Source organism: Streptomyces smaragdinus (genome assembly GCF_009604385.1).
GTDB classification, from domain to species: Bacteria; Actinomycetota; Actinomycetes; order Streptomycetales; family Streptomycetaceae; genus Streptomyces; species Streptomyces smaragdinus.
Genome location: NZ_WEGJ01000018.1, coordinates 39,327 through 59,315, shown reverse-complemented (window position 1 = coordinate 59,315; position 19,989 = coordinate 39,327). Strand labels below are relative to the sequence as shown.

Below are 19,989 nucleotides of genomic sequence, written 5' to 3'. Positions count from 1 at the left end.
CATGACCGAGCTTCCCGCCGCGGCCCCGTGAACCCGGCCCCGCGGGGGCGGCTCGGGCACAACGGGGGCGCGCGGGGCGCGCGGAGGTCCGGGGGTTCAGCCATACGACGGGCGCGGGGCGGCGGGGTTGCTATGCCCTTGCCATACGGGATGGTGCGGGCGCGCGGCAGGGACCCACGCGCCCGGGGTCCTACGCGAACTCCGCCGCCGCCAGCTGCAGATCGACCGGGAGCTCCGCCCGGCCGGAGATGTCCAGCTTGCGGTAGACCCGGGTCAGATGCTGCTCCACGGTGCTCACCGTGATGTACAGCTTCAGCGCTATCTCCCGGTTGGTGTGCCCGTACACGGCGAGCATCGCGACCCGCTTCTCGGACTCGCTGAGCGTGGCGACCAGGTCCGCGCCCGACGGCTGTCCGTCGTCCGCGGCCGCGGCGGCCTCCTGCACGTGCCCGGGGAGGATCCGCTCGCACAGGGTGTCCGCCCCGCACTCGCGGGCCAGATGCCAGGCGCGCCGGCCCACCATGCCGCCGCGGGCCGGTTCGCCGAGGGCGAGCAGCGCCTCGCTGAAGTCGGCGAGGGCCAGGGCGAGCTGGTAGCGGTCACCGGAGCGGCGCAGCTCGTCGACCGCCGTGGCCAGGACGTCCTGGCGCTCGCGGGGGTCGCACAGCTCGGCGCGCAGCCGCAGCGTCATCCCGCGCAGCCACGGGTCGTGGGCGTCGCGGGTGGCCATCTGGTCGGCGAGGAACCGGTCGGCCTGGTGGGTCTCCCCCAGCCGCAGCAGCGCGGCAGCGACGTCGAGCCGCCAGGGCAGCACCCGGGGCTGGTCCAGCGACCACGCCTTCGTCCGGCGGCCCACGTCCAGGAAGTCGCCCAGGGCGGCGTGGAACCGGCTGGTGGCCAGGGCGTGCTGGCCGCGGGCGCGCAGATACGCCAGCCCGTGCACGCTGCCGGCGAGGGAGTCGGGGACGGGCCGGCTGAGCACGCCGGCGGCCTCGTCCAGCCGCCCCATCGCGGTGTACGCCCGCACCAGCGTGCCGGCGACGCCGCACAGCAGGGCGCTGCCGCCGCGTTCGGGCACGGCGGCCAGCGCGCCGGCCGCCGCTCCCGCCGCGGCGTCCAGATCGCCCAGGCGCAGCCGGGCCCGGGCCAGCAGTCCGGCGAACGCCGCGTACCAGCCGCCGGCGCCGCGCTGTTCGGCGCGGGCGGCGAACGCCTCGCACCACGGCAGCGCCTGCTCCGCGCCGCCGGCGTGCAGGACGACGCGCAGGGCCTGGACGACGGGGGTGACGGTGTCGTCGGTGAGGGCGGCGCCGCGCAGGTACAGCTCGGCGGCGTGCGCGGCCCCGGGCTCGCGGTCGCGGTCGGGCACGGCCCACAGGGCGGCGGGGTGGACGCCTTCGCGCACGGGGCGCTGGGCGGCGGAGGGGTGGGCGGGGCGTTCGGGTTCGGCGGCGGCCCACCGGGGGAACGCGGAGAGGCCGTCCAGGGGATCGGGGCGGCGGTCGTCGGAGGCGGGAGCCGCGGCCGGACGGCGGCCCAGGCGCGTCAGCACCTCGGCGGACTCCTCCACCCGGCCCTGGGCGGCGAGGGTGCGGGCCAGCGCGCCGAGCCAGGAGCGTTCTCCGGTGCCCGCGCGGGCGGCCTCCAGGGGGGACGCCAGATGGGTTTCGGCGGCGGCGGGGTCGGTGCGGGCGGCGACGGTGGCCAGCCGGATCCGTACGTCCGCCCGGTGCGCCTCGTCGGGGCCGGCCTCGTGGGCGAGCTCCAGGCAGGCGGCGGCCAGCTCGGGCGCGCCGTCGGCCAGGAACTGTCCGGCGGCGGAGCGCAGGACCGGGAGCACCCAGTCCTCGGCGGTGTGCCGCGCGCCGATCAGCTGGGCGGCGACGACCGGGGCGGGGGCGCCGGCCGCGTGGGCGAGCCGGGCGGCGCGGCGTTGCAGGGTGCGCCGGTCGCCGGGGTCGAGGTCGGCCAGGACGGCGTCGCGGGCGGCGGGGTGGCAGAGGCGGGCGCCGTCGAGCAGTCCCGCGGCGGTGAGCGCGGCGGTGGCCCGGGCGGCGGTGCCGGGACCGCCGGCGAGTTCGGCGGCGAGCCCGGGTCCGCCGTGGCCGTCGAGTACGGCGACGGCGGCGGCGAGTTGTCCGGCGTCGGGGCCGCAGCGGCGCAGGCAGGCGAGGAGGGCCTGGGCGTAGTGGCCGGCGGGCCGGCAGCGGGGGTCCTGCAGCAGGGCGCGCAGCAGCAGCGGGTTGCCACCGCTGGTGCGGTGCATGCGGTCGGCGTCGGCGCCGGCCCGGCCGCCGAGGAGGACCCGTACCGCGTCCCGGCGCAGCCGCTCCAGGCGTACGCGCACCAGATGGGGCTGGCGCAGCAGATCGGTGCCGAGCAGCGGATCGCCGCCGCCGGTGGGCAGGGGCGTCGTGTACACCAGGAGCAGCCGGGCCATCCGGCTGCCCCGGACCAGATGGAGCAGGTGGCGCCGGGACAGATCGTCCACGTGGTGCAGGTCGTCGACACAGACGACGACCGGGTTGTGCACGGTGAGGCGGTGCACGCCGGCGGCGAAGGCCTGCCGGTGTTCGAGGTGTCCCGCCGTCTCCGGGTCCCGGGGCAGCGGCAGTTCGGCGCCGGCGGTGCGGGCGCCGTGGGCGAGCTGGCCGAGCACGCCCAGGGGGCGTTGGCGCTCGGTCTCGTCGCCGAACGCGCGCAGGACGAGCGCGCCGCGGCAGGCGGCCCGTACCGCCGCCGTTTCCAGGAATTCACTCTTTCCGCAGCCGACCGCTCCCTCCGCGAGCAGGAGAGTGGAGCGGCCTGCCTCCGCGGCGTCGAGCGCCGTTTCCAGTAAGTCGAGTTCCGCGTCGAGCTGGACCAGCACCATGAAATCCCCCAGAGCCCATGCCGGTTTCTCGTGACTCCCGGCAGTCCGAGGCTCGGGCATTCGCCGGGGCAGAAAGGGAGACGGCTTCCGGCATATTCTGCGATTCAGTGTAGAAGCGCCGCGGCAACCCGCACGGTGACCGGAAGTTCCCCTGCATCAAGGGGCCTGCGTGGGCGGCGGGAAGATCTGCCGCGGGGCGTCGGGGCGGCCGGCGCGGGCCCGCCATTCGCGGGGGTAGCCGACGGACACCTCCTCGAAGCGGACGCCGTCGTACCAGGTGGTGCGGGGGATGTGCAGATGGCCGTAGACGACGGCCGCGGCGCGGAAGCGGGTGTGCCAGTCGGCGGTCAGCGCGGTGCCGCACCACTGGGCGAACTCGGGGTGGCGCAGGATCCGGGTCGGCTGTCTGACCAGCGGGAAGTGGTTGACGAGCACGGTGCGCAGGGCGGGATCGCAGTCGGCGAGGCGGCGTTCGGTGCGGGCCACCCGCGCCGCGCACCAGGCCTGTCGGCTGGGGTACGGGTCGGGGTGCAGCAGGAACTCGTCGCTGCAGACCACACCGGTCCGGTACGCCTCGGCCAGCGCCTCCTCGCGGGAGCCGGCGGTGGGGGTGCGGAAGGTGTAGTCGTACAGCAGGAACAGCGGTGCCACCACGAGCGGTCCGCCCTCGCCGCACCACACGGGGTACGGGTCCTCCGGCGTGTGCACGCCCAGCTCACGGCAGAGTGCCACCAGGGCGAGGTAGCGCTGCTCGCCGCGGAGCCGGTCGGGGTCGTCGCGCATGGTCCACAGGTCGTGGTTGCCGGGCGCCCACACCACTTCGGCGTACCGGCCGCGCAGCAACCGCAGCGCCCAGGCGACGCCGTCGAGGGATTCCCCGACATCTCCGGCGACCACCAGCCAGTCGTCCGGGCTCTGCGGGCTCAGTGACTCGAGAATCGCTCGATTCTCGGGATGCCCGACATGCAGATCGCTGATGCCCATGAGCTTTCCGTGCGGCATCCCGTGAGGCTAGAACAGGCGGGTCCGCGTAAATACCCCTATGCCGCCCCGCAGACCCGGTGACGCGCGGGGAAAACGATTGGCGGCGCGTTTCGCGACATGGCAAGCGCATAGCAAGATACCTGTCCCGTACAGCAGTCGACGGGCAGTCCCGCGCGGCGGTGTCCGCCCCATGGCAGCCCTCGGTGTGTTTCCGGTGGTCGCGGCGGGCGGCCGTGGCGGGCGGGCCCGTGGATCATGGCGGGGCGGGGCGGGCGGCGGGAGTGTGGGGACAGGCCGCCACAAGCGGCCGGAAGACCCACCGACCGCTACCGCTCATCGGAGAAGATCATGCTCACAGAGATCGTGCCGGCCTGTGTCGCGACCGTGGAGACGACGTCGGAGCCGGCCGACGCCCCGCTGCACCCAGCCGAGGCGGCGCTGGTCGCCCATGCGGTGACCAAGCGCCGGCTGGAGTTCGCCTCGGTGCGCTGGTGCGCCCGGCAGGCGATGGCGCGGCTCGGCCTGGCACCCGGGCCGGTCCTGCCGGGCCACCGGGGCGTACCGCAGTGGGCGCCCGGCGTCGTCGGCAGCATGACCCACTGCGCCGGTTACCGGGCCGCCGCCCTGGCGTACGGCGACGACCTCGCCGCGCTGGGCATCGACGCGGAGCCGAACGCCCCGCTGCCCGACGGGCTCCTGGAGTCCATCGCCCTGCCCCAGGAGCTCCGCTGGGTGCGCGCGCTGACCCGCACGCGGCCCGAGGTGTGCTGGGACCGGCTGCTGTTCAGCATCAAGGAGGCGGTCTACAAGACCTGGTTCCCCCTGACGGGCCACGAGCTCGACTTCCACGACGCGCTGGTGGCGGTCGACCCCGCCACGGGTGCGTTCCGCGCCGCGCTGCTGCCCGACCGGGCGACGCTGCCGGCCGGCGCCCCGCGGGGCTTCGCCGGACGCTGGGCCGCGGCCGGCGGGCTGGTCGTGAGCGCCACCTGGGTGCCCGCCCGGGTCCGGACACACGAAAGCGCCCCCCGTGCACGGACGGGGAGCGCTGTGTGACTCACCTCAACTGACGGGCACCACCGGCACTGACCGTCACCGGACGCCGGCCGGGGCGGACAGGGCGCCCACCACGGGCTTCGGCGGAGTGGGCCACTGGTCGTCAGCCCGCGCACCGCCGGCGGACGTCGTGGACAGGGCGGCGAGCACCAGGAGCGCGGCAAGGGCGAGCAGGAGCACGGCGCCCGTCACGGGCAGCGCCGCCGGCCGGAAATGACGGAAAGTGACTCTCACGTTCTCCCCCAACTTGAAAGTATCAACGAACTTACTCGAGTGTTGCTTCAATCGGGTTCCGCGTCAGGTTCGACACCGTTACCCTGACAGTTGAGAAGTGGTTCACCAAGGGCCCCACGCTGGCGTAAAGTTGCATGGCAGCAATTTCGCCTGCGGAGGGGGACAGGGAATGTTCGCGGCCGCCGACTCCGGTTCGAGTTTTGCCGAACTGGACGATCTGAGCGCCGCCGCTTATGGCCTCGCCGTAAAGATCGGCCAGTTCGCGCGGGACGACATCGCAGATCAACTCTCGCTCGAACCAGCGGAGGTGGAGCACGTCCTGGAGGTGCTGACCCGCCTCCGCTTACTCCAGCCGATGCCGGGACGGCCCGGCGAACTCGTGCCGGTCGCGCCGGATGCGGCGGCAGCCACCCTGGTCGGCCCGGCCGAGCGGCAGATACGCGATCTCCAGCAGGCGGCGGACGACATCCGGGGCAGGCTCCAGTCCCTGGCACCGCTGTATTACGAGGGCCGGCGGCTGCGCAACCGTCTCGAGTCGTTCGACGTGGTCACCGACGCGGAGCGGGTGCAGTCGCTGCTGGACCACTTCAGCCAGCACTGCACCCACGAGCTGATGAGCGTGCACCCGGGCGGCGCCCGGCCGCCGGAGGTGCTGGTCCGGGCCCGCGAGTCCTCGCACAGCCTGCTCAACCGTGGCGTCTGTGTACGCACCATCTACCAGCACACGGCCCGGACCGACCTGACGACCAGGGCATATGTACGCGACATCACCGAACGCGGCGCGGAGGTCCGCACGGTGGACCAGGTGATCGACAAGCTCATCATCTACGACCGGGAGGTCGCCTTCCTGCCGGAGCGTCACCCCGAGCAACGCCCGCCCGGGGCGGCGATCGTGCGGGAGCCGACCCTGGTGGCGTTCCTGTGCGCCGTCTTCGAGTATCTGTGGGACAGCGGCTCGACGTTCGTGGTGGAGTCGCAGAAGGCGAGCGCCGCTCCGGACGACGTCAAGCAGGCCATCCTGCGGCTGATGGCCCGGGGCTTCAAGGACGAGGTGATCGCCCGCCGGCTCGGCATGGCGGTCCGTACCTGCCGCCGGCACATCGCGGAGATCACCGAGGAACTCGAGGCGACCAGCCGCTTCCAGGCGGGATTCAACGCGGCACAGAAGGGCGTTCTGGGAAACGAGTTGTGATCTCTTCCCGGAACGCCCTTCAGTTCTCAACGGGAATTAACGGAACAACAAAGGTTCGGTCAATTCTCCGTCAATCATCTTCTTCGTCCAGCGCCTCGTTGATCGCGTCGACGCAGTCCTGGTCGAGCATGGTGGTGATCTCCGGATCGCGCAGCGGTCCGAACCCCGCGTCGTACACGGCGGCGCTCACGCAGTAGCCGCTCTTCAGGACGAAGGTACGGAACAGCCATTCGTCCCCGGTGCCGGGCGTCCCGTCGGGCCGCTGCACCCGGACGGGCCGGCCGTCCGGTCCGAAGCCGAACTCGGTGAACCGGAACTGCATGCCCTGACCGATGGCCTTGCTGTACGCCTCCTTCAGCGTCCACAGCCGCACCAGCCCCCGGTTGCGCTCCTCCCCCGCCGGCATGCCGGCGAGCAGGATCAGCTCGTACGGGGTGCAGATGTGCCGGCCCAGGCCCGCGTCGTACATGTCGCGGTCCGCCCATTCGGCGTCGACGCCGATCAGGCCGCGGGTGGTGAGGCCGACGAGCAGCAGGTCCTCGGTGTGGCTGAGGCTGATGTCGATCTGGTCGCAGCCGCGCAGGTACGGCCGTCCGGTCGGCCCGTACGCGAGCTCCAGGTCGTCGGGGTCGCCGCGCAGCACGGCGCCGGCCGCGTACTTGAGCAGCATCCGGGAGGCCGCGTACCGGTTGCGCACGTCGGCGTGGGTGAGGTCCATGTACCGGGTCCAGTCCCGGCCCAGCAGCGTCCGCAGGTCCTGGCCGGCGGGCAGTTCGGGCTCCAGGTCGCTGAGCTTGGCGTGCACGATCGCGCTGCCGTGCCCGGCCAGTTCGTCCCTGACCTGGTCCCAGGTGTTCCCCCACGGGGTGACCGCGATGGGCTCGCTCAGCGGCGGGCCGAGGGGAGAGTTGCCCGGGGCAGTCATCGCCGCTCCTTCACGAGGGTGTACATCTCATGGAGGCTGCGGGCGAGGAGCAGCCGGTGCACGGGCACCGGGTGGCCGTTCTCCTCCAGCAGGATCACCAGCCGCAGCAGGTTGAGCGAGTCCCAGCCGGGAAGGTCCGCCAGATCGGCGTCCGCGTCCCCGGGGATGTCGAGCGGCACGCCGAGGTCGTCGCGGACGAGCTCCATGAGCCCGTGGAGGCTATCCATCGCGGTGGCCCGTCCTCTCCAGTACGGGCGGGTCCACGCGCACATGGTCGGGCATGGCCGGCAGCCGGGTCAGGTCGTGTCGGTACCGCCGTTCGCCCGCGGCCGGGTCCCGGTTCGGGGGTGTGACGTCCTCGAAGCCGCAGGACGGGTAGAAGCCGCGGGCCCGGTGGTTGCGGGGCGTGGGCAGCCAGCGGGCCTCGACGGCGTTCAGCCCGTCGTCGCGGGCGGCCGCCAGCAGGGCCGCCAAGCAGGCCTGTTCGATGGCGCGGGCCAGCACCCGGCAGCTGAGCCACATGTTCTCCAGCTCGAGCACGCCGGCGGACTCGTGGTAGCGGCCCAGCAGCGCGCCGGTCAGCCCGTGGTCGCCGAACCGGTCGGCGGTACGGGCGGCGAGGAGCAGCCGGTGGGCGGGGTCGGCGGCGTACGCGCGCAGTTCGTCCTCGCGCAGCCGCAGTCCGGTGAGGTTGAACTGGTTGGTGCGCTGGGTGAGCTGGGCGAGGCGGGGGAACTCGTGGGCGCGCGGCGGGCCGAGGTCGACGCGGGTGTCCAGGCCGGTCAGGAACTCCTCGTACGAGCCGGTGCCGGCGCGCAGTTCCCGGCGCCGGCGCTCGCCGCGGTAGCGGCCGGCGCGGGCGCGGTCCTCGTCGGTGAGGGCGGGGGTGTCGAACCAGCCGTCGGCGAGCAGCGCGGTGGTGTGCAGCGCGGGGTCGGCGCCGAGGGCCACCAGGGCGACGTCGGGGGCGCCGTGGCGGACCTGGGCGCGTTCGGCGGGCGTGTCGTCGGCGAACACGCACGCGTCGGGGGCGAGGCCGAGCTCGTCGGCGATCTCCCTCAGGTTGGCGTCCTTGGGCGCCCAGTTGGCCCGTACGGCCGCGAAGTCGTCCTCGCGCAGCAGCAGGTCGGGGTGGCCGGTGAGCACCTCACGCACCGCGGCGGCGTCGTTCTTGCTGTTCACCGCGAGCAGCACGCCCTGGGCGGCGAGCTGCTTCACCACCCGCTGGAACGTGTGGAACGCCTCCCCGCGCAGACTGCCCGACGCGGCGACGCCCTCGGGTCCGTCCTCGGCGAGGATGCCGTCCCACAGGGTGTTGTCCAGGTCCAGGACCAGGCATTTGCGGGTACGGCCGCGCAGTGACCGGACCAGGTGGGCGACCTCCCGGGCGTAGCCGGCGAGCAGTTCGGCGCCCAGATTGACGGCGGCGTACTGGGCGAGGCGGGGGTCGGCGACCGGGACGGCGCCGCCCAGCAGCGGGTCGAGGTCGATCACGACCACGCGCGGGGAGCTCTCCACCAGCCGCAGCAGCCGGGCGTTGGCGTCCCGCCACAGGGCCCCGAGCCGGGCGCGGGAGGCGTGGTCGACGAGCTGGTGGGTGTACCTGCGCTCCAGCGGCAGGGTGTTGAGCACCAGCGTCCCCGGCCAGTCGGCGGCGATCGCGGCGAGCCGGTCCACCAGCCGCCCGGCGGCCTCCTCGACGTCCTCCGGCCGCCACGGCACGGGCACCTCGGCGAACACCGCGCCCGCGTCCAGCAGGCACAGCGTGAACTCCGGGTCCGCGGCGCGCAGGGCGCCGGCGGGGTCGGTGAGGTCGCGCAGCCAGGCACCGTGGTCGCCGGTCACCGTCCGCGCCAGCATCCCGTGCCGGGCGAGCTCCGCGGTGAGCGGGTCCCGGACGGGGCCGACGGTGCACGAGCCGGTGACGGCGACGGTGATCACCGGCGTGGCGGGCCGGTGGGCCAGGACCGCCGCCGGGTCCACGCCCGCCAGCAGCCGGCCGGCGGTGCGCAGTTCGAGGCCGCCGACCTCCGGCTCGCCGGTCTCCCCGGCGAGCAGCCGGGGCACCTCGTCGTACGCCTTCTCCAGCAGTCCCTGGGCGCGCAGGTCGCGCAGCCGGTCCAGTCCCTTGGTCATGGGGCCTCACACCTTCTCCAGGGCGAAGCCCGCCCGGATCCATTTGCTGGACTCCACCGTCACGGCCAGCGCCCGCTGTCCGGCCTCCAGGCGCGGCAGCAGCAGGTCGAGTTGCAGGAAGGGCAGCGCGTTGCCGGTGTTGCCGGTCTCGGTCACGCAGGACACCTCGCCGACGGCGGGGGCGGGGAGCCGTTCGGTGATCCTGGCGGTCATCCGGCCGGAGAGCTGCGGGGGCAGCAGATAGTCGACGTCCGACGCGGACCAGCCCAGGGAGCCCAGCAGCTCCCACAGGATCTCCCCCGAGATCACCGGTACGTGCTCCTCGATGGCCTTGTAGTCCTCGGCGAGGAGCCGGCGTTCGGTGTGCCGGTCGCTGACGCCGTACCAGTCGAGGAACTGTCCCGGCGCCCGGCCCTGACCGGTGCACCGGTTGAGGACGCCCCGTACGGCCACGCCCTCGGCGGCGGGGTCGGCGGCCAGCACCGCGGCGCCGGCGCCGTCGCCGAACAGCACCTGGTTCACCAGCTCCTCCGACGGCAGCCGGGCCGCGTTGCCGCGCCGGGCGATGAACCGGTTGGTGACGTCGCCGCCGAGCAGCAGCCCCGCGCCCCGGCCGGCGGTGAGCATGGCGCGGCCGACGTCCAGGGCCTGGACGGCGCCGGAGCAGCCGGACTGGAGCTGGAGCACCGGGAGGTGGTCGAGGCCGAGCATGTCGGCGACGACCGTGGCGGTGGTGGGCAGCAGGGCGTCCGGGGTGGCGGTGGCGAGCACCACGAACCCGATGTCCGACGGCTCCAGTCCGGCCGCGTCCATGGCCTGCGCCCCCGCCTCCGCGCACAGGTCGGCGAGGGTGCTGCGGACCTCGCCGGTGGCGAGGTCCCAGCCGAAGTGGCGGCTGCGGGTGCCGACGAACAGGTCGATCCACTCCTCACTGACACCCAGTGCCTTGCCGAGCGTCGCGTTGTCCACCGGGTCGCCGGGCAGGGCGGTGCCGGTGGCAGCTATGTAGGCGGTCGCCGCCGTGCTGGGGCCCATTCGGGTCCTCTCCTGCTCCTCATCGCGTGTTGGCCATGACCAGCCCGCTCAGGAAGTCCGCGAGGCTGCCGACGGAGCGCAGCGCGGGCAGGAGTTCCTGGACGGACACTTCACCGGCCTGCGGCAGCCGGTGCTCCACCCGGTCCTTGAGCTGCATGATCATGACCGAGTCGAAGCCGAGGTCCTCGTAGAAGCGGGCGCCGCGCACGACCTTCTCCCGGGCGTGGCCGCCGACCTCGGCGACGGCGGCCGTGACCGCCGCCAGCACCTCGTCCGGGGGCTCGTCCCCCTCGCTCCCGGCAGCCCCCGGGTCGTCGTCCGGCCGGGTGACCGGGGCGGCGGCGGGCTCGCCGGGGCCGGCCTGGCGGTCCCAGAAGCGGTGGCCGGTGGCGAACTCGTACGGGCGCAGCGGCTCGGACACCCGCTCCTCGGGGGCGTAGAGCGCCTCCCACACCGGGTCGAGGCCGCCCCGGTACAGCGCGGCGACCAGCTCGGCCAGCTCCCGGCCGGCCGCGTCGGGGCCGTGCGCGGGGTGCAGCAGGTCCAGGCCCGCGACCCGCCCGGTGCGGCCGGCGAGCGGCAGCAGCTGGGGGCGGGGGCCCACCTCGATCAGATGCGTCGGGGCGGCGGTGGCGACGAGGGCGCCGAGCGCGTCGTCGAAGAGCACCGGCCGCTCGGCCTGGCCGGCCCAGTACGCGGCGTCCAGGGGCTCCTCGCCGAGGAGGCGGCCGTAGCGGGTGGAGGCGTACGGGACGACGGGCCGGTTGCAGGCCACGGGCTCCGTCCGCAGTTCCGCCGCCACGGGGGCGACGTCGGGCGAGTGGAAGGCGCGGGCGGCAGCGAGCAGCCGGGTGCGGACCCCCTGGGCGGCGAAGCGCTCCGCCAGCCCGCGCAGGGTGTCCCGGGGGCCGGAGAGCACGGTGTCGTGGGGGCCGTTGACGACCGCGAGAGTGACGTCGCGCCAGGCGTCGCCGGCCTCGTCGCGGCGCCGGCCGATCTCCTCGGCGCCCAGCCCGACGGCGAGCATGCCGCCGGTGTCCGGCAGCCGGGCCATCAGCTCCGCGCGGCGCACCACCAGCCGGGCGGCCTCGTCGAGCTCGAGGGCGCCGGCGTGCACCGCCGCCGCGTACTCGCCGGCGCTGTGGCCCAGCACCCCGGCCGGGCGCACGCCCAGCGAGCCCAGGGTGGCGGCGAGCGCCCAGCCGACGGCGAAGGAGGCGGGGTGGGCGTAGCGGGGCTCAAGCACGCGCTCGTCGCCGCCGAGCACCAGCTCCCGTACCGACAGGCCCAGATGGGGGGCGATGGCCTTGTCGGCCTCGTCCAGATGCTGGCGGTAGGTGTGCGAGTCGCGGTACAGCCCGGCCGTCATGCCGGGGAACTCGGCGCCCTGGCCGGTGAACAGCAGCGCCACCACCGGCGCCCGCCACGGCCGGTGGGGCTCGTGGCCCTCCCCCGCGGCGGCGGCGCGCAGCTCGTCGGTGAGCCCGGCGCTGTCGCGGGCGGCGACGGCGAACCGGTACGGCAGGCCCGTCTTGACCAGGTTGCTGCTCCAGCACAGTCCCGTGGCGCGGCCCCGCGGACGGCGGGCCACGGCCTCGGCCTGGGCGGCGAGATTGCGGGCCAGCGCCTCGGGGGTGTCGGCGGAGAGGGTGAACACGCCGAAGCCGGCGGTGCGTTCGCCGCGCGCGCGGGCGGGGCGCCGGCCGGGGCCGCGGGTGCGCGGCGCGGTGGCGAGGACGGCGTGGGCGTTGGTGCCGCCCATGCCGAAGCTGCTCACCCCGGCGACGCTCTCGCCGGGCGGGAGGCGCAGCGGCGACTTGAGGAGGCGCAGGCCCCGGGCGGCAAGGCGGAGCTGGGGGTTCTCCTGGTCGGCGTAGCGGCTGGCGGGCACGATGCCGTGGTGCAGGGCCAGCGCCGTCTTGATGAGGGAGGCGATGCCGGCGGCGCCCTCGGTGTGGCCGAGGTTGCCCTTGACGGAGCCGATGGCGCACGGTTCGGCCCGCTCCACGCCGTGCACGGTGCCCAGCGCCGCGCATTCGATGGCGTCGCCCAGCGCGGTGCCGGTGCCGTGGGCCTCGAGGAAGCGGACGTCGGCCGGAGCCACTCCGGCGCGGCGGTACGCGGCGTCGATCACCCGCTGCTGGGACCAGCGGTTGGGGGCGGTGATGCCGTTGGAGCGGCCGTCCTGGTTGACGGCGCTGCCGCGCAGCACCGCGTAGATCCGCTGTCCGTCGGCGATGGCGTCGCCGAGCCGGCGCAGCACGACCAGGCCCACGCCGTCGCCGCGGCCGATGCCGTCGGCGGACGCGCCGAACGGTTTGCAGCGGCCGTCGCGGGCGGCCAGGCCCATCTGCGCGTACACCTCGCCGAGGGCCGGCGACAGCTGCACGTTGACGCCGCCGGCCAGAGCCGTGTCGCACTCCCCGGCGCGCAGCGCACCGGCCGCGAGGTGCACGGCGACCAGCGAGGAGGAGCAGGCGGTGTCCACGGCGAGGCTCGGGCCGGTGAAGTCGAAGTGGTACGAGATCCGGTTGGCGGCCATCCCGGCGCTGGAGCCCGCGCCGTGCTGGGGCGTCATCCGGCCGTGACCGCCCACGGTCAGCCGGCCCCATTCGCCGCCCATCACGCCGACGAACACGCCGGTGTCGCTGCCGGCGAGCTCGCCGGGGGCGCGCCCGGAGTTCTCCAGGGCGCGCCAGGCGCAGTGCAGCAGCAGCCGGTGGTGCGGGTCCATGGCGGCGGCGTCGCGCGGCACCACGGAGAAGAAGTCGGCGTCGAACGCGTCGGCATCGGCGAGGAAGCCGCCGCTGTCCGGGGTGCCGGGGAAGTCCGCCGGGTCCCAGCGCTGCCCGGGCACCGGGCCGATGACGTCACCGCCGCTCATCAGCAGAGTCCAGTACGCCTCGGTGCCCGTCGCGCCGGGGAAGGCGCAGTCGATCCCCACGACGGCGATCTCGTCCATCAGACGCGGTCCTCCGCGGCCGCCCCGAGGGCGCCCGTGAGATACGTGGTGAGGCTGTCGACCGTCGGGTGGTCCCACAGCAGGGTGGGCTCGACGTCCAGGCCGAACTCGTCCTCCAGATCGCCGCAGAGGCTGAGCGCGGCGACCGAGTCCATGCCGTACTCGGCGAGCGGCACCGTGGGGGAGACGGTGTCGGGCGCGCGGCGCAGATACAGGGCGAGGCGGTCGAGCAGCCAGTCGTGGGCGTTCACGGTGCCGGCGTTGTTCCGGTCGGTGTCGAGGGTGCTCATCGTTGCTCCTTCGTGGCTCGGGCGGGCGACGCCGGTCAGCCGGGTACGGGGGTGTTGTAGAGGTCGTAGCTGGACTGGGCGGCGAAGCGGAGCTGGACCTCCTGGCGGATCCGCAGGTCGCACTCCGCCGGCAGACCGGCGACCCGGGTGCCGAGACGGCGGGCCACGGCGTGCAGTGCGGCGGCGGCCCAGCACGGGTCGGCGAGGAACGGGTCGCCGCCGTACCGGGCGTGGTACCAGACGCCGAGGACGGCGGCGGCGGCGAGCAGCAGGGCGTAGCGGTCCATGAGGGCGAAGTTCACGGCGTGGTGGTCGGTGGCGTCGGCGGCCAGCACCCGGGCCCGCAGGTCGCGCAGCTCCCCGACCAGGGCCTGTGCGTAACCCCGCAGGGCGCGTTCGGGTGCGCCGAGGCCGTGGACGCGTTCGGTGAGGGCGATCAGGGAGGCGCTGAGCGAGTCGCGGCCGCAGGCGAGCGCGAGCCGGTCCCACTCCAGGGGCGGCAGGTCGCCGTGTACCTGGAACAGCGCCTCGGGGGCCTCGGGGTGGGTGAACCAGGAGCCGCGGGCCAGCCGGGGCATCTGTGGGATGACGGTGGCCTGGCAGGCGACGGTCCCGGCGTGGCCGAGGCTCAGGACGGGCACGTCGCGGACGTGTTTCTGGAAGATGCCGAGGATGCCGTCGCGGGTGTAGAAGCCGGAGCCCAGCACGATCGACAGGTCGTACATGCTCTCCGTGAGGACCTTGGGCAGCAGGTACTTGAGCGCCGCCGAGTACACGCTCGTCTCCGCCGGCAGGACGTGCAGGGCGCGGGTGGCGACGACGGCGAGGGCGTCGTACAGCAGCAGGTTGACGAACGCGCCGGCCAGCGCGGTGGTGGCGCCGGAGCGGTCGGAGCCGCGGCGCCAGCCGCCGGACTGGTCGTGGGCGGCGCGCACGGCGGTGCGCAGGCTGGTGTCGACGGCGCCGACGGACATCGCGGCGACGACGGTGCGGGTGATCTGGAAGGACCGCAGGGCCGTGTCGATGCCGCTGCCGTCGGGTCCCAGGAGGGCGGACTCGGGTACGGGGCAGTCGTCGAACGTGACGCCGGCGAACCGGCAGCCGCGCAGCCCCACCTCCGGCCGGCGGGGGGTGACGACGGCCCGTTCGGCGGGCAGCCGTTCGGGGTCCAGGAGCAGCGCGGTGTGGCTGCGGCGGCCCGGGACGGGGTCGGTGCGGGAGAAGAGGACGAGGGCGGCGGCCCGGCCCAGGTTGTTGATCATCTGTTTGGCGCCGGAGAGCAGGTAGCCGCCGGGCGCCGGGCGGGCGGTGACATGGCTGCGGACGTAGTCGTTGCTGTGCGCGGTCTCGGGCTGGGCGATGGCGGCCTTGCGGCCGGACAGCAGCAGTCCGGCGAGCCAGGTGCGCTGCGCCTCGGTGCCGGTCATCCACACGTCGCAGGCGGCCATGCAGCTGGTGAAGCCGTAGCCCATGGCCAGGCCCACGTCGCGGCGCATGACCGGGCGCATCACCCGGACCAGTCCGTCGACGCCGGCGAGCCGGCCGCCGAGTTCGACGGGCACGTACTCGGCGAGCAGCCCGAAGTCGTCCAGCGCGGCCTCGCCGGCGGCGAAGGGCACCGCGGCGCGGTCGGCGAGGAGCAGGGTGGTGTAGCCGAGCGGGTTGACGGGGTCGGTCGGGTCGCCGAGGCGGTCCTCGAGTTCGGCGACCCGGGTCCGGACGGCGGCCTCGCGCTGCTGTGCCGCCGGGGTCCCGGCGAGCGCTGTCACCATGGCCGGCTCTCGACGACGACTTCGGGCCGCAACAGGTCCTCGCCGAGCAGGGTGTCGTCGGCCCTGGTCAGCGCGCGTACCTCGGGGGTGAGGACCTCGTACTCGCCGCGCAGCACGCCCTGTTCGAAGAGGTCGCGCATGAGGGTGCGCTGCACCTTGCCGCTGGTGGTGCGGCGCACCGTGCCGGGGCGGACCAGCAGCACGTTCCCGGCGGGGATGTTGAAGTCCTTGCCGATGAGTTCCTGGATCTTCTGCGCCACGGTGCGCAGCGAGTCGGGGGTGCTGCCGGCGACCCGCACCTCCTGGACGAGGACGAGCTGTTCGCGGCCGCCCTCGACGGAGAACGCGGCGCCGGCGCCGAAGGTGAGGGCGGGGCTGACGGACTTCACGGCCCACTCGACGTCCTGCGGGTAGACGTTGCGGCCGTTGATGATGATGACTTCCTTCAGCCGCCCGGTGATGTACAGCTCCTCGCCGTCGAGCAGGCCAAGGTCGCCGGTGCGCAGGAAGTTGCTCTCCTCCTCGTTGAGGGTGGCGCGGAAGGTCCGTACGGTCTCGGTGGGCCGCTTCCAGTAGCCGCGCGCGATGCCCTCGCCGCGCAGCCACACCTCACCGACGTTGCCGGGCTCCAGTTCGTGGTACGTGATGGGGTCGACGATGCGTACCTCGACGTCCACCGGCCTGCCGCAGCCCACCAGGGTGCGCCCGGCGTGTCCGGGCCGCGATTCGCTGACCTTGTCGCGCTCGAGGGCGCCCTGGTCGAACTCCTTCTCCACGTGCGCCTCGCCGGGGACGCCGCCGGTGACGACGAGGGTGGCCTCGGCCAGCCCGTACGAGGGGAACACGGCCTCGGCGCGCAGTCCGGCCGGGGCCAGGCGCTCGGTGAAGGCGCGCAGGGACTCGGGGCGGATGGGCTCGGCGCCGTTGAGGGCCAGGCGCCAGCGGGACAGGTCGAGGGAGCGGACCTGGGCGTCGGTGACGCGGGAGGCGCACAGGTCGTAGCAGAAGTTGGGGCCGCCGCCCACGGTGACGCCGTACTCGTCGATGGCCTGCAGCCAGCGCACCGGGCGCTTGATGAACGACATCGGGGAGATCTGCACGGAGTGGCTGCCCAGCCAGACGGGGTGCAGCAGATGGGCGACCAGGCCCATGTCGTGGAAGTGCGGCAGCCAGCTGCCGAAGACGTCCCCGGCGGTGGTGTCCAGCAGCTTCTGCAGCGCGGCCTGGTTGGCGAGGAGGTTCTTGTGGGAGACCATCACGCCCCGGGGTTCGGAGACCGACCCCGAGGTGTACTGCAGGAACGCCAGGTCGTACGGGCGGACGGTGACCGGGACATAGGCGGAGGCGTCGCCGGTGCCGGGGCTGTCGGTGACCACGCAGGCCGCGTCGCGGCGGCTGGCACGGGCCAGCCACAGGGCGACCTCGGGCGCGGAGTCCAGCTCGGTGAGGACGACGGCGGCGCCGGTGTCCTTGAGCACGCCGGTGGTGCGGTTGAGGCTCTTGCCGTGGCCGGCCTCGCCGGGCAGCGGGGCCGGTACGGGGACGGCGCCGGCGTACAGACAGCCCGCGAAGGCCTTCAGGAACTCGACGGTGGAGGCGTACAGCAGCAGCACCGGCTGCTGGCCGGCGCCGTACTCCTGGAGGGCCGACGCGATCCGTCTGGCGTGCTGGTCCAGCTCTCCGTACGTCAGATGCTCCGCCCGCACCCCGCTGCGGGTGTCACGCAGCATGACGTGCACGTCCGCGTCGGGCAGCTCGGCGGCCCGGGACTTGAGCAGCTGGGTGAAGGACGAAAAGCGCGACTGTGACATCCCCGGCATCCCATCTCGGTGCGGGTCCCCCGGAACACGGACCTCTCGTTGAGGCGATGTTCTGCGCGCGCGCTAAAGCCCCCCTTGGACGCCGGACCTGGGGGCGGGCAGGGGTATGGCGCGGGTACGAAGACGCCGATCCTGCCCGTATGGAGACTCCTGACAGGCACGGAACGGCGATCGTCTTCCCCGGGATGGGGCCGACGCCGTTCGCGAACGTGGCCAAGTTCATGCTGATCAACGCACACGCCCGGGAGCTGCTGGCTACGGCGGACGAGGTGCTGGGCTACCGGCTGACGGACCGCTACCAGAGCGCGGCGGGCGACTACTCCCCCGCCGGGCAGCTGGCGTTCGTCGTCAACTGTCTGGCGATGGCGCGCTGGGCCGAGGACGTGCTCGGGATCCGACCGCGGCTCGTGGCGGGGCCGAGCTTCGGCGGGCGGGCCGCTGCGGTGTACTCCGGGGTGCTGGGCTTCGCCGACGCGGTGGTGATGACGGCGCGGCTGGCGGACATGATGGACGAGTATTTCGCCGCCGAGCACCCGGAGCTGGTCACCCAGTCGATGGCCCGGCTGCCGGAGGCGAAGCTGGCGGAGCTGCGGGCGGAGCTGGACGGGCAGGGCGAGTTCAACGATCTGGCCTGCCAGGTCGACGACGACTTCGTGATGCTGACCGTGCGCGAGGGGATCCTGGAGGATCTGCAGCGCCGGATCCGGTCGCTGGGCGGGATGCCGCTGTACACGATGAAGCCGCCCATGCACAGCCATCTCTTCGCGGCGCTGGGCGAGCGGGTGGACGCGGAGCTCTTCGCGGGGCTGACGTGGTCGGATCCCGCGCTCCCGGTGGTCGCCGACCAGGACGGCCGGCTGCTGACCACCGGGGACGAGGTGCGGCGCATGCTCGTCGACGGCTTCACGCGCACGGTGCGCTGGCCCGTGGTGCGGGCGGCGCTGGCGGCGCAGGACATCGGCACGCTCCATGTGGCGGGCGAGGACCGGCTCTTCACCCGGGTGACCGGCACCACCCGCGCCTTCCTGGTGGTGCCGGTCACGCCGCAGCTGGTGATGCGGCCGGTCAGGCGTCAGTTGCCGTCGACGGTGAACGCGTAGAACGTTCCCTCCGTGGTGCTGCCGGTGGTGCCGCCGCCGTTGGCGAAGCGGAAGTAGCCGTTGCCCCAGTAGACGGTCCCGTCGACCACGGCGGGGCCGGCGTTGGACGAGTAGGGCCCGTCGAACTCCCACAGATAGCGGCCGGTGGCGGCGTCCATGGCGTACATCCGGCCGCTGGTGGAGCTGGCGAAGAGCACCTTGCCGGCGACCGTCAGCGCGCCCCAGGCGAAGCCGTCGGTGTGGTCGGCGACCTGCCACAGGATGCGCCCGGTCTGCGGGTCGAGGGCGACGTAGGAGCTGCGCTTGGTCACGGTGCCGTCGGCCAGGGTGTAGTCCAGCCGGTCGAAGTTGGACTGGGTGAGGTAGACCCGCTTGCCGTCGTACGCGGTGCCCCACATGATGCCGCCGACGTGTCCGCCGGGGCCGGCCGCGGCGGACCAGATGATCTCGCCGGTGAGAGCGTCCATCAGCCAGTACTCGCCGCTCTTCTCACCGGCGCCGACCACCTTGCGAAGGGTGCCGTCGGGGCGCCTGATGGTGAACAGATGGGCGCCGTCGCCGAAGTCGTAGTCGCCGCCGTGGCCGGTGGGGCAGTTGTCGGGCGGCAGGCCCACGACGCAGCCGCTGTTCCAGGCGTCGAAGCGCTTGGCCCCGGTGTGCCACTTGACGTTGCCGGTGGCCATGTCCAGGGCGAGGACCGAGTCGACGTAGTTGTCCTCGGCCATGCACTCGCCGGGGGTGCCGCCGGCCGCCTGGCAGTCCTTGACGTCCTGCGGGAGCTGGTAGTTGTTGCCGCTGGTGAAGTACACGGTGTTGGTCTGCGGGTCGATCGCGGGCGGCCCCCAGACGGCCACCCCGCTGTATCCGCCGGGCTGTCCGCCGTTGTCGGGCACCGTGTAGCGGCGCCACAGCACCTCGCCGGTGTCCGCGTCGACGGCGTTCATGCTGCCGCGGAAGACGCAGCACTCGTACGTCGGGTCGGCGCCCATCATCTCCGACTCGCGGGAGGAGACGCCCTGATAGACGACGCCCTTGTACACCACGGGCGACTGGGTGAGGACCGCGAGGAACTGGTCGTCGAGCTTCCTGCGCCACACCAGGTCGCCCGTGGCCGCGTCCACGGCCATCAGGAAGGCGTGGTCGTAGTCCCCGATGTACACCGTGCCGTCGACGACGGCGGGGCTCGTACGGGAGACGGAGCCCTCGGCGCCGTTGTACTCGGATATCCGCCGGGACCAGATCTGCTCGCCGGTGGCGGCGTCGAGCTTGTGCAGATAGCCGCCCCAGTCGGGGAAGTACACCGCGCCGCCGACGACGGCCGGGGTGGCGGAGACGTCGCCGTGGGTGCGGTACGTCCACTTGGCCTTGAGACGCCCGGCGTTGCGCGGGGTGATCTGCGTCTCGGCCGGGTTGGAGCGGGTGTTGGACAGGTCGTGGCCGAAGACCGGCCACTCGTTGCCGAGGACCGGACGCGGGCCGTGGGGCTTCGCGGCCGAGCTCGATGGTGCGGACAGCAGGGTGGCGCCGAGCACACAGACGGCCAGCAGCGCGAGTCTGCGTACCGCCCTCCGCCCCGGACTGTGGAGGATGTGCATTGCCGTTTTCACCTTT

The 19,989-nt window shown here is 73.8% G+C and carries 15 protein-coding genes; 3 read left to right on the top strand and 12 right to left on the bottom strand.

The features are described 5' to 3' along the window. Positions 1–190: 190 nt before the first annotated feature. Positions 191–2,872 (bottom strand): LuxR C-terminal-related transcriptional regulator, encoded by a 2,682-nt coding sequence (locus SRB5_RS21390; protein WP_153454451.1) that lies wholly within the window; start codon positions 2,870–2,872, stop codon positions 191–193. Positions 2,873–3,028: 156 nt separating this feature from the next. Continuing rightward, positions 3,029–3,874 carry a metallophosphoesterase family protein gene (locus SRB5_RS21385; RefSeq protein WP_194292983.1) on the bottom strand — a complete coding sequence of 282 codons (846 nt, stop codon included), beginning with the start codon at positions 3,872–3,874 and terminating at the stop codon, positions 3,029–3,031. Positions 3,875–4,204: 330 nt separating this feature from the next. Here SRB5_RS21385 and SRB5_RS21380 point away from each other — a divergent pair, with 330 nt between their 5' ends. Continuing rightward, positions 4,205–4,912, top strand: a complete 708-nt coding sequence (locus tag SRB5_RS21380) for a 4'-phosphopantetheinyl transferase family protein (RefSeq protein ID WP_153454449.1) — start codon at positions 4,205–4,207, stop codon at positions 4,910–4,912. Between the two features lie 36 nt (positions 4,913–4,948). Here the strand turns inward: SRB5_RS21380 and SRB5_RS21375 are convergent, their stop codons facing one another. After that, positions 4,949–5,146 (bottom strand): hypothetical protein, encoded by a 198-nt coding sequence (locus SRB5_RS21375; RefSeq protein WP_153454447.1) that lies wholly within the window; start codon positions 5,144–5,146, stop codon positions 4,949–4,951. A gap of 169 nt (positions 5,147–5,315) precedes the next feature. On the opposite strand from SRB5_RS21375, the gene SRB5_RS21370 reads away from it, so the two are divergent. Beyond that, on the top strand, positions 5,316–6,338 hold the full coding sequence (locus SRB5_RS21370; RefSeq protein ID WP_153454445.1) for a LuxR C-terminal-related transcriptional regulator: 1,023 nt from the start codon (positions 5,316–5,318) through the stop codon (positions 6,336–6,338). Between the two features lie 70 nt (positions 6,339–6,408). Here SRB5_RS21370 and SRB5_RS21365 read toward each other — a convergent pair whose 3' ends face one another. The 8 genes from SRB5_RS21365 to SRB5_RS21330 are packed head-to-tail and all read right to left on the bottom strand — an operon-like array spanning position 6,409 to position 17,269. Then, positions 6,409–7,263 (bottom strand): 4'-phosphopantetheinyl transferase family protein, encoded by an 855-nt coding sequence (locus SRB5_RS21365; RefSeq protein WP_153454443.1) that lies wholly within the window; start codon positions 7,261–7,263, stop codon positions 6,409–6,411. Beyond that, on the bottom strand, positions 7,260–7,490 hold the full coding sequence (locus SRB5_RS21360; protein WP_153454441.1) for a phosphopantetheine-binding protein: 231 nt from the start codon (positions 7,488–7,490) through the stop codon (positions 7,260–7,262). The genes SRB5_RS21365 and SRB5_RS21360 overlap by 4 nt, the downstream gene beginning before the upstream one ends. Further along, the gene (locus SRB5_RS21355; RefSeq protein ID WP_153454439.1) at positions 7,483–9,399 is read right to left on the bottom strand and encodes an HAD-IIIC family phosphatase; all 1,917 of its coding nucleotides are present in this window, start codon (positions 9,397–9,399) and stop codon (positions 7,483–7,485) included. The genes SRB5_RS21360 and SRB5_RS21355 overlap by 8 nt, the downstream gene beginning before the upstream one ends. A 6-nt stretch (positions 9,400–9,405) precedes the next feature. After that, positions 9,406–10,434: a 3-oxoacyl-ACP synthase III family protein gene (locus tag SRB5_RS21350; RefSeq protein ID WP_153454437.1), complete on the bottom strand. Its 1,029-nt coding sequence runs from the start codon at positions 10,432–10,434 to the stop codon at positions 9,406–9,408. 19 nt (positions 10,435–10,453) lie between these two features. Beyond that, positions 10,454–13,396 (bottom strand): type I polyketide synthase, encoded by a 2,943-nt coding sequence (locus SRB5_RS21345; RefSeq protein WP_153454435.1) that lies wholly within the window; start codon positions 13,394–13,396, stop codon positions 10,454–10,456. Next, on the bottom strand, positions 13,396–13,686 hold the full coding sequence (locus SRB5_RS21340; RefSeq protein WP_153454433.1) for an acyl carrier protein: 291 nt from the start codon (positions 13,684–13,686) through the stop codon (positions 13,396–13,398). Before SRB5_RS21340 ends, SRB5_RS21345 begins: the two co-directional genes overlap by 1 nt. Before the next feature lie 35 nt (positions 13,687–13,721). Beyond that, positions 13,722–15,458: an acyl-CoA dehydrogenase family protein gene (locus tag SRB5_RS21335; protein WP_153454431.1), complete on the bottom strand. Its 1,737-nt coding sequence runs from the start codon at positions 15,456–15,458 to the stop codon at positions 13,722–13,724. Then, on the bottom strand, positions 15,452–17,269 hold the full coding sequence (locus SRB5_RS21330) for a fatty acyl-AMP ligase (protein ID WP_228390277.1): 1,818 nt from the start codon (positions 17,267–17,269) through the stop codon (positions 15,452–15,454). Before SRB5_RS21330 ends, SRB5_RS21335 begins: the two co-directional genes overlap by 7 nt. Before the next feature lie 149 nt (positions 17,270–17,418). Here SRB5_RS21330 and SRB5_RS21325 point away from each other — a divergent pair, with 149 nt between their 5' ends. Beyond that, a complete protein-coding gene (locus tag SRB5_RS21325; RefSeq protein ID WP_153454427.1) occupies positions 17,419–18,378 on the top strand; it encodes an ACP S-malonyltransferase in 960 nt (319 codons plus the stop codon). Here SRB5_RS21325 and SRB5_RS21320 read toward each other — a convergent pair. Next, positions 18,351–19,973 (bottom strand): outer membrane protein assembly factor BamB family protein, encoded by a 1,623-nt coding sequence (locus tag SRB5_RS21320; RefSeq protein ID WP_153454425.1) that lies wholly within the window; start codon positions 19,971–19,973, stop codon positions 18,351–18,353. The two genes, SRB5_RS21325 and SRB5_RS21320, sit on opposite strands and share 28 nt — an antisense overlap. Between the last annotated feature and the right edge of the window lie 16 nt (positions 19,974–19,989).

Excerpts from the sequence above, each read along its gene's own strand:
- SRB5_RS21390 (WP_153454451.1), bottom strand. The coding sequence starts at position 2,872 with ATGGTGCTGGTCCAGCTCGACGCGGAACTCGACTTACTGGAAACGGCG.
- SRB5_RS21385 (WP_194292983.1), bottom strand. The coding sequence starts at position 3,874 with ATGCCGCACGGAAAGCTCATGGGCATCAGCGATCTGCATGTCGGGCAT.
- SRB5_RS21380 (WP_153454449.1), top strand. The coding sequence starts at position 4,205 with ATGCTCACAGAGATCGTGCCGGCCTGTGTCGCGACCGTGGAGACGACG.
- SRB5_RS21370 (WP_153454445.1), top strand. The coding sequence starts at position 5,316 with ATGTTCGCGGCCGCCGACTCCGGTTCGAGTTTTGCCGAACTGGACGAT.
- SRB5_RS21365 (WP_153454443.1), bottom strand. The coding sequence starts at position 7,263 with ATGACTGCCCCGGGCAACTCTCCCCTCGGCCCGCCGCTGAGCGAGCCC.
- SRB5_RS21360 (WP_153454441.1), bottom strand. The coding sequence starts at position 7,490 with ATGGATAGCCTCCACGGGCTCATGGAGCTCGTCCGCGACGACCTCGGC.
- SRB5_RS21355 (WP_153454439.1), bottom strand. The coding sequence starts at position 9,399 with ATGACCAAGGGACTGGACCGGCTGCGCGACCTGCGCGCCCAGGGACTG.
- SRB5_RS21350 (WP_153454437.1), bottom strand. The coding sequence starts at position 10,434 with ATGGGCCCCAGCACGGCGGCGACCGCCTACATAGCTGCCACCGGCACC.
- SRB5_RS21345 (WP_153454435.1), bottom strand. The coding sequence starts at position 13,396 with ATGGACGAGATCGCCGTCGTGGGGATCGACTGCGCCTTCCCCGGCGCG.
- SRB5_RS21340 (WP_153454433.1), bottom strand. The coding sequence starts at position 13,686 with ATGAGCACCCTCGACACCGACCGGAACAACGCCGGCACCGTGAACGCC.
- SRB5_RS21335 (WP_153454431.1), bottom strand. The coding sequence starts at position 15,458 with ATGGTGACAGCGCTCGCCGGGACCCCGGCGGCACAGCAGCGCGAGGCC.
- SRB5_RS21330 (WP_228390277.1), bottom strand. The coding sequence starts at position 17,269 with ATGTCACAGTCGCGCTTTTCGTCCTTCACCCAGCTGCTCAAGTCCCGG.
- SRB5_RS21325 (WP_153454427.1), top strand. The coding sequence starts at position 17,419 with ATGGAGACTCCTGACAGGCACGGAACGGCGATCGTCTTCCCCGGGATG.
- SRB5_RS21320 (WP_153454425.1), bottom strand. The coding sequence starts at position 19,973 with ATGCACATCCTCCACAGTCCGGGGCGGAGGGCGGTACGCAGACTCGCG.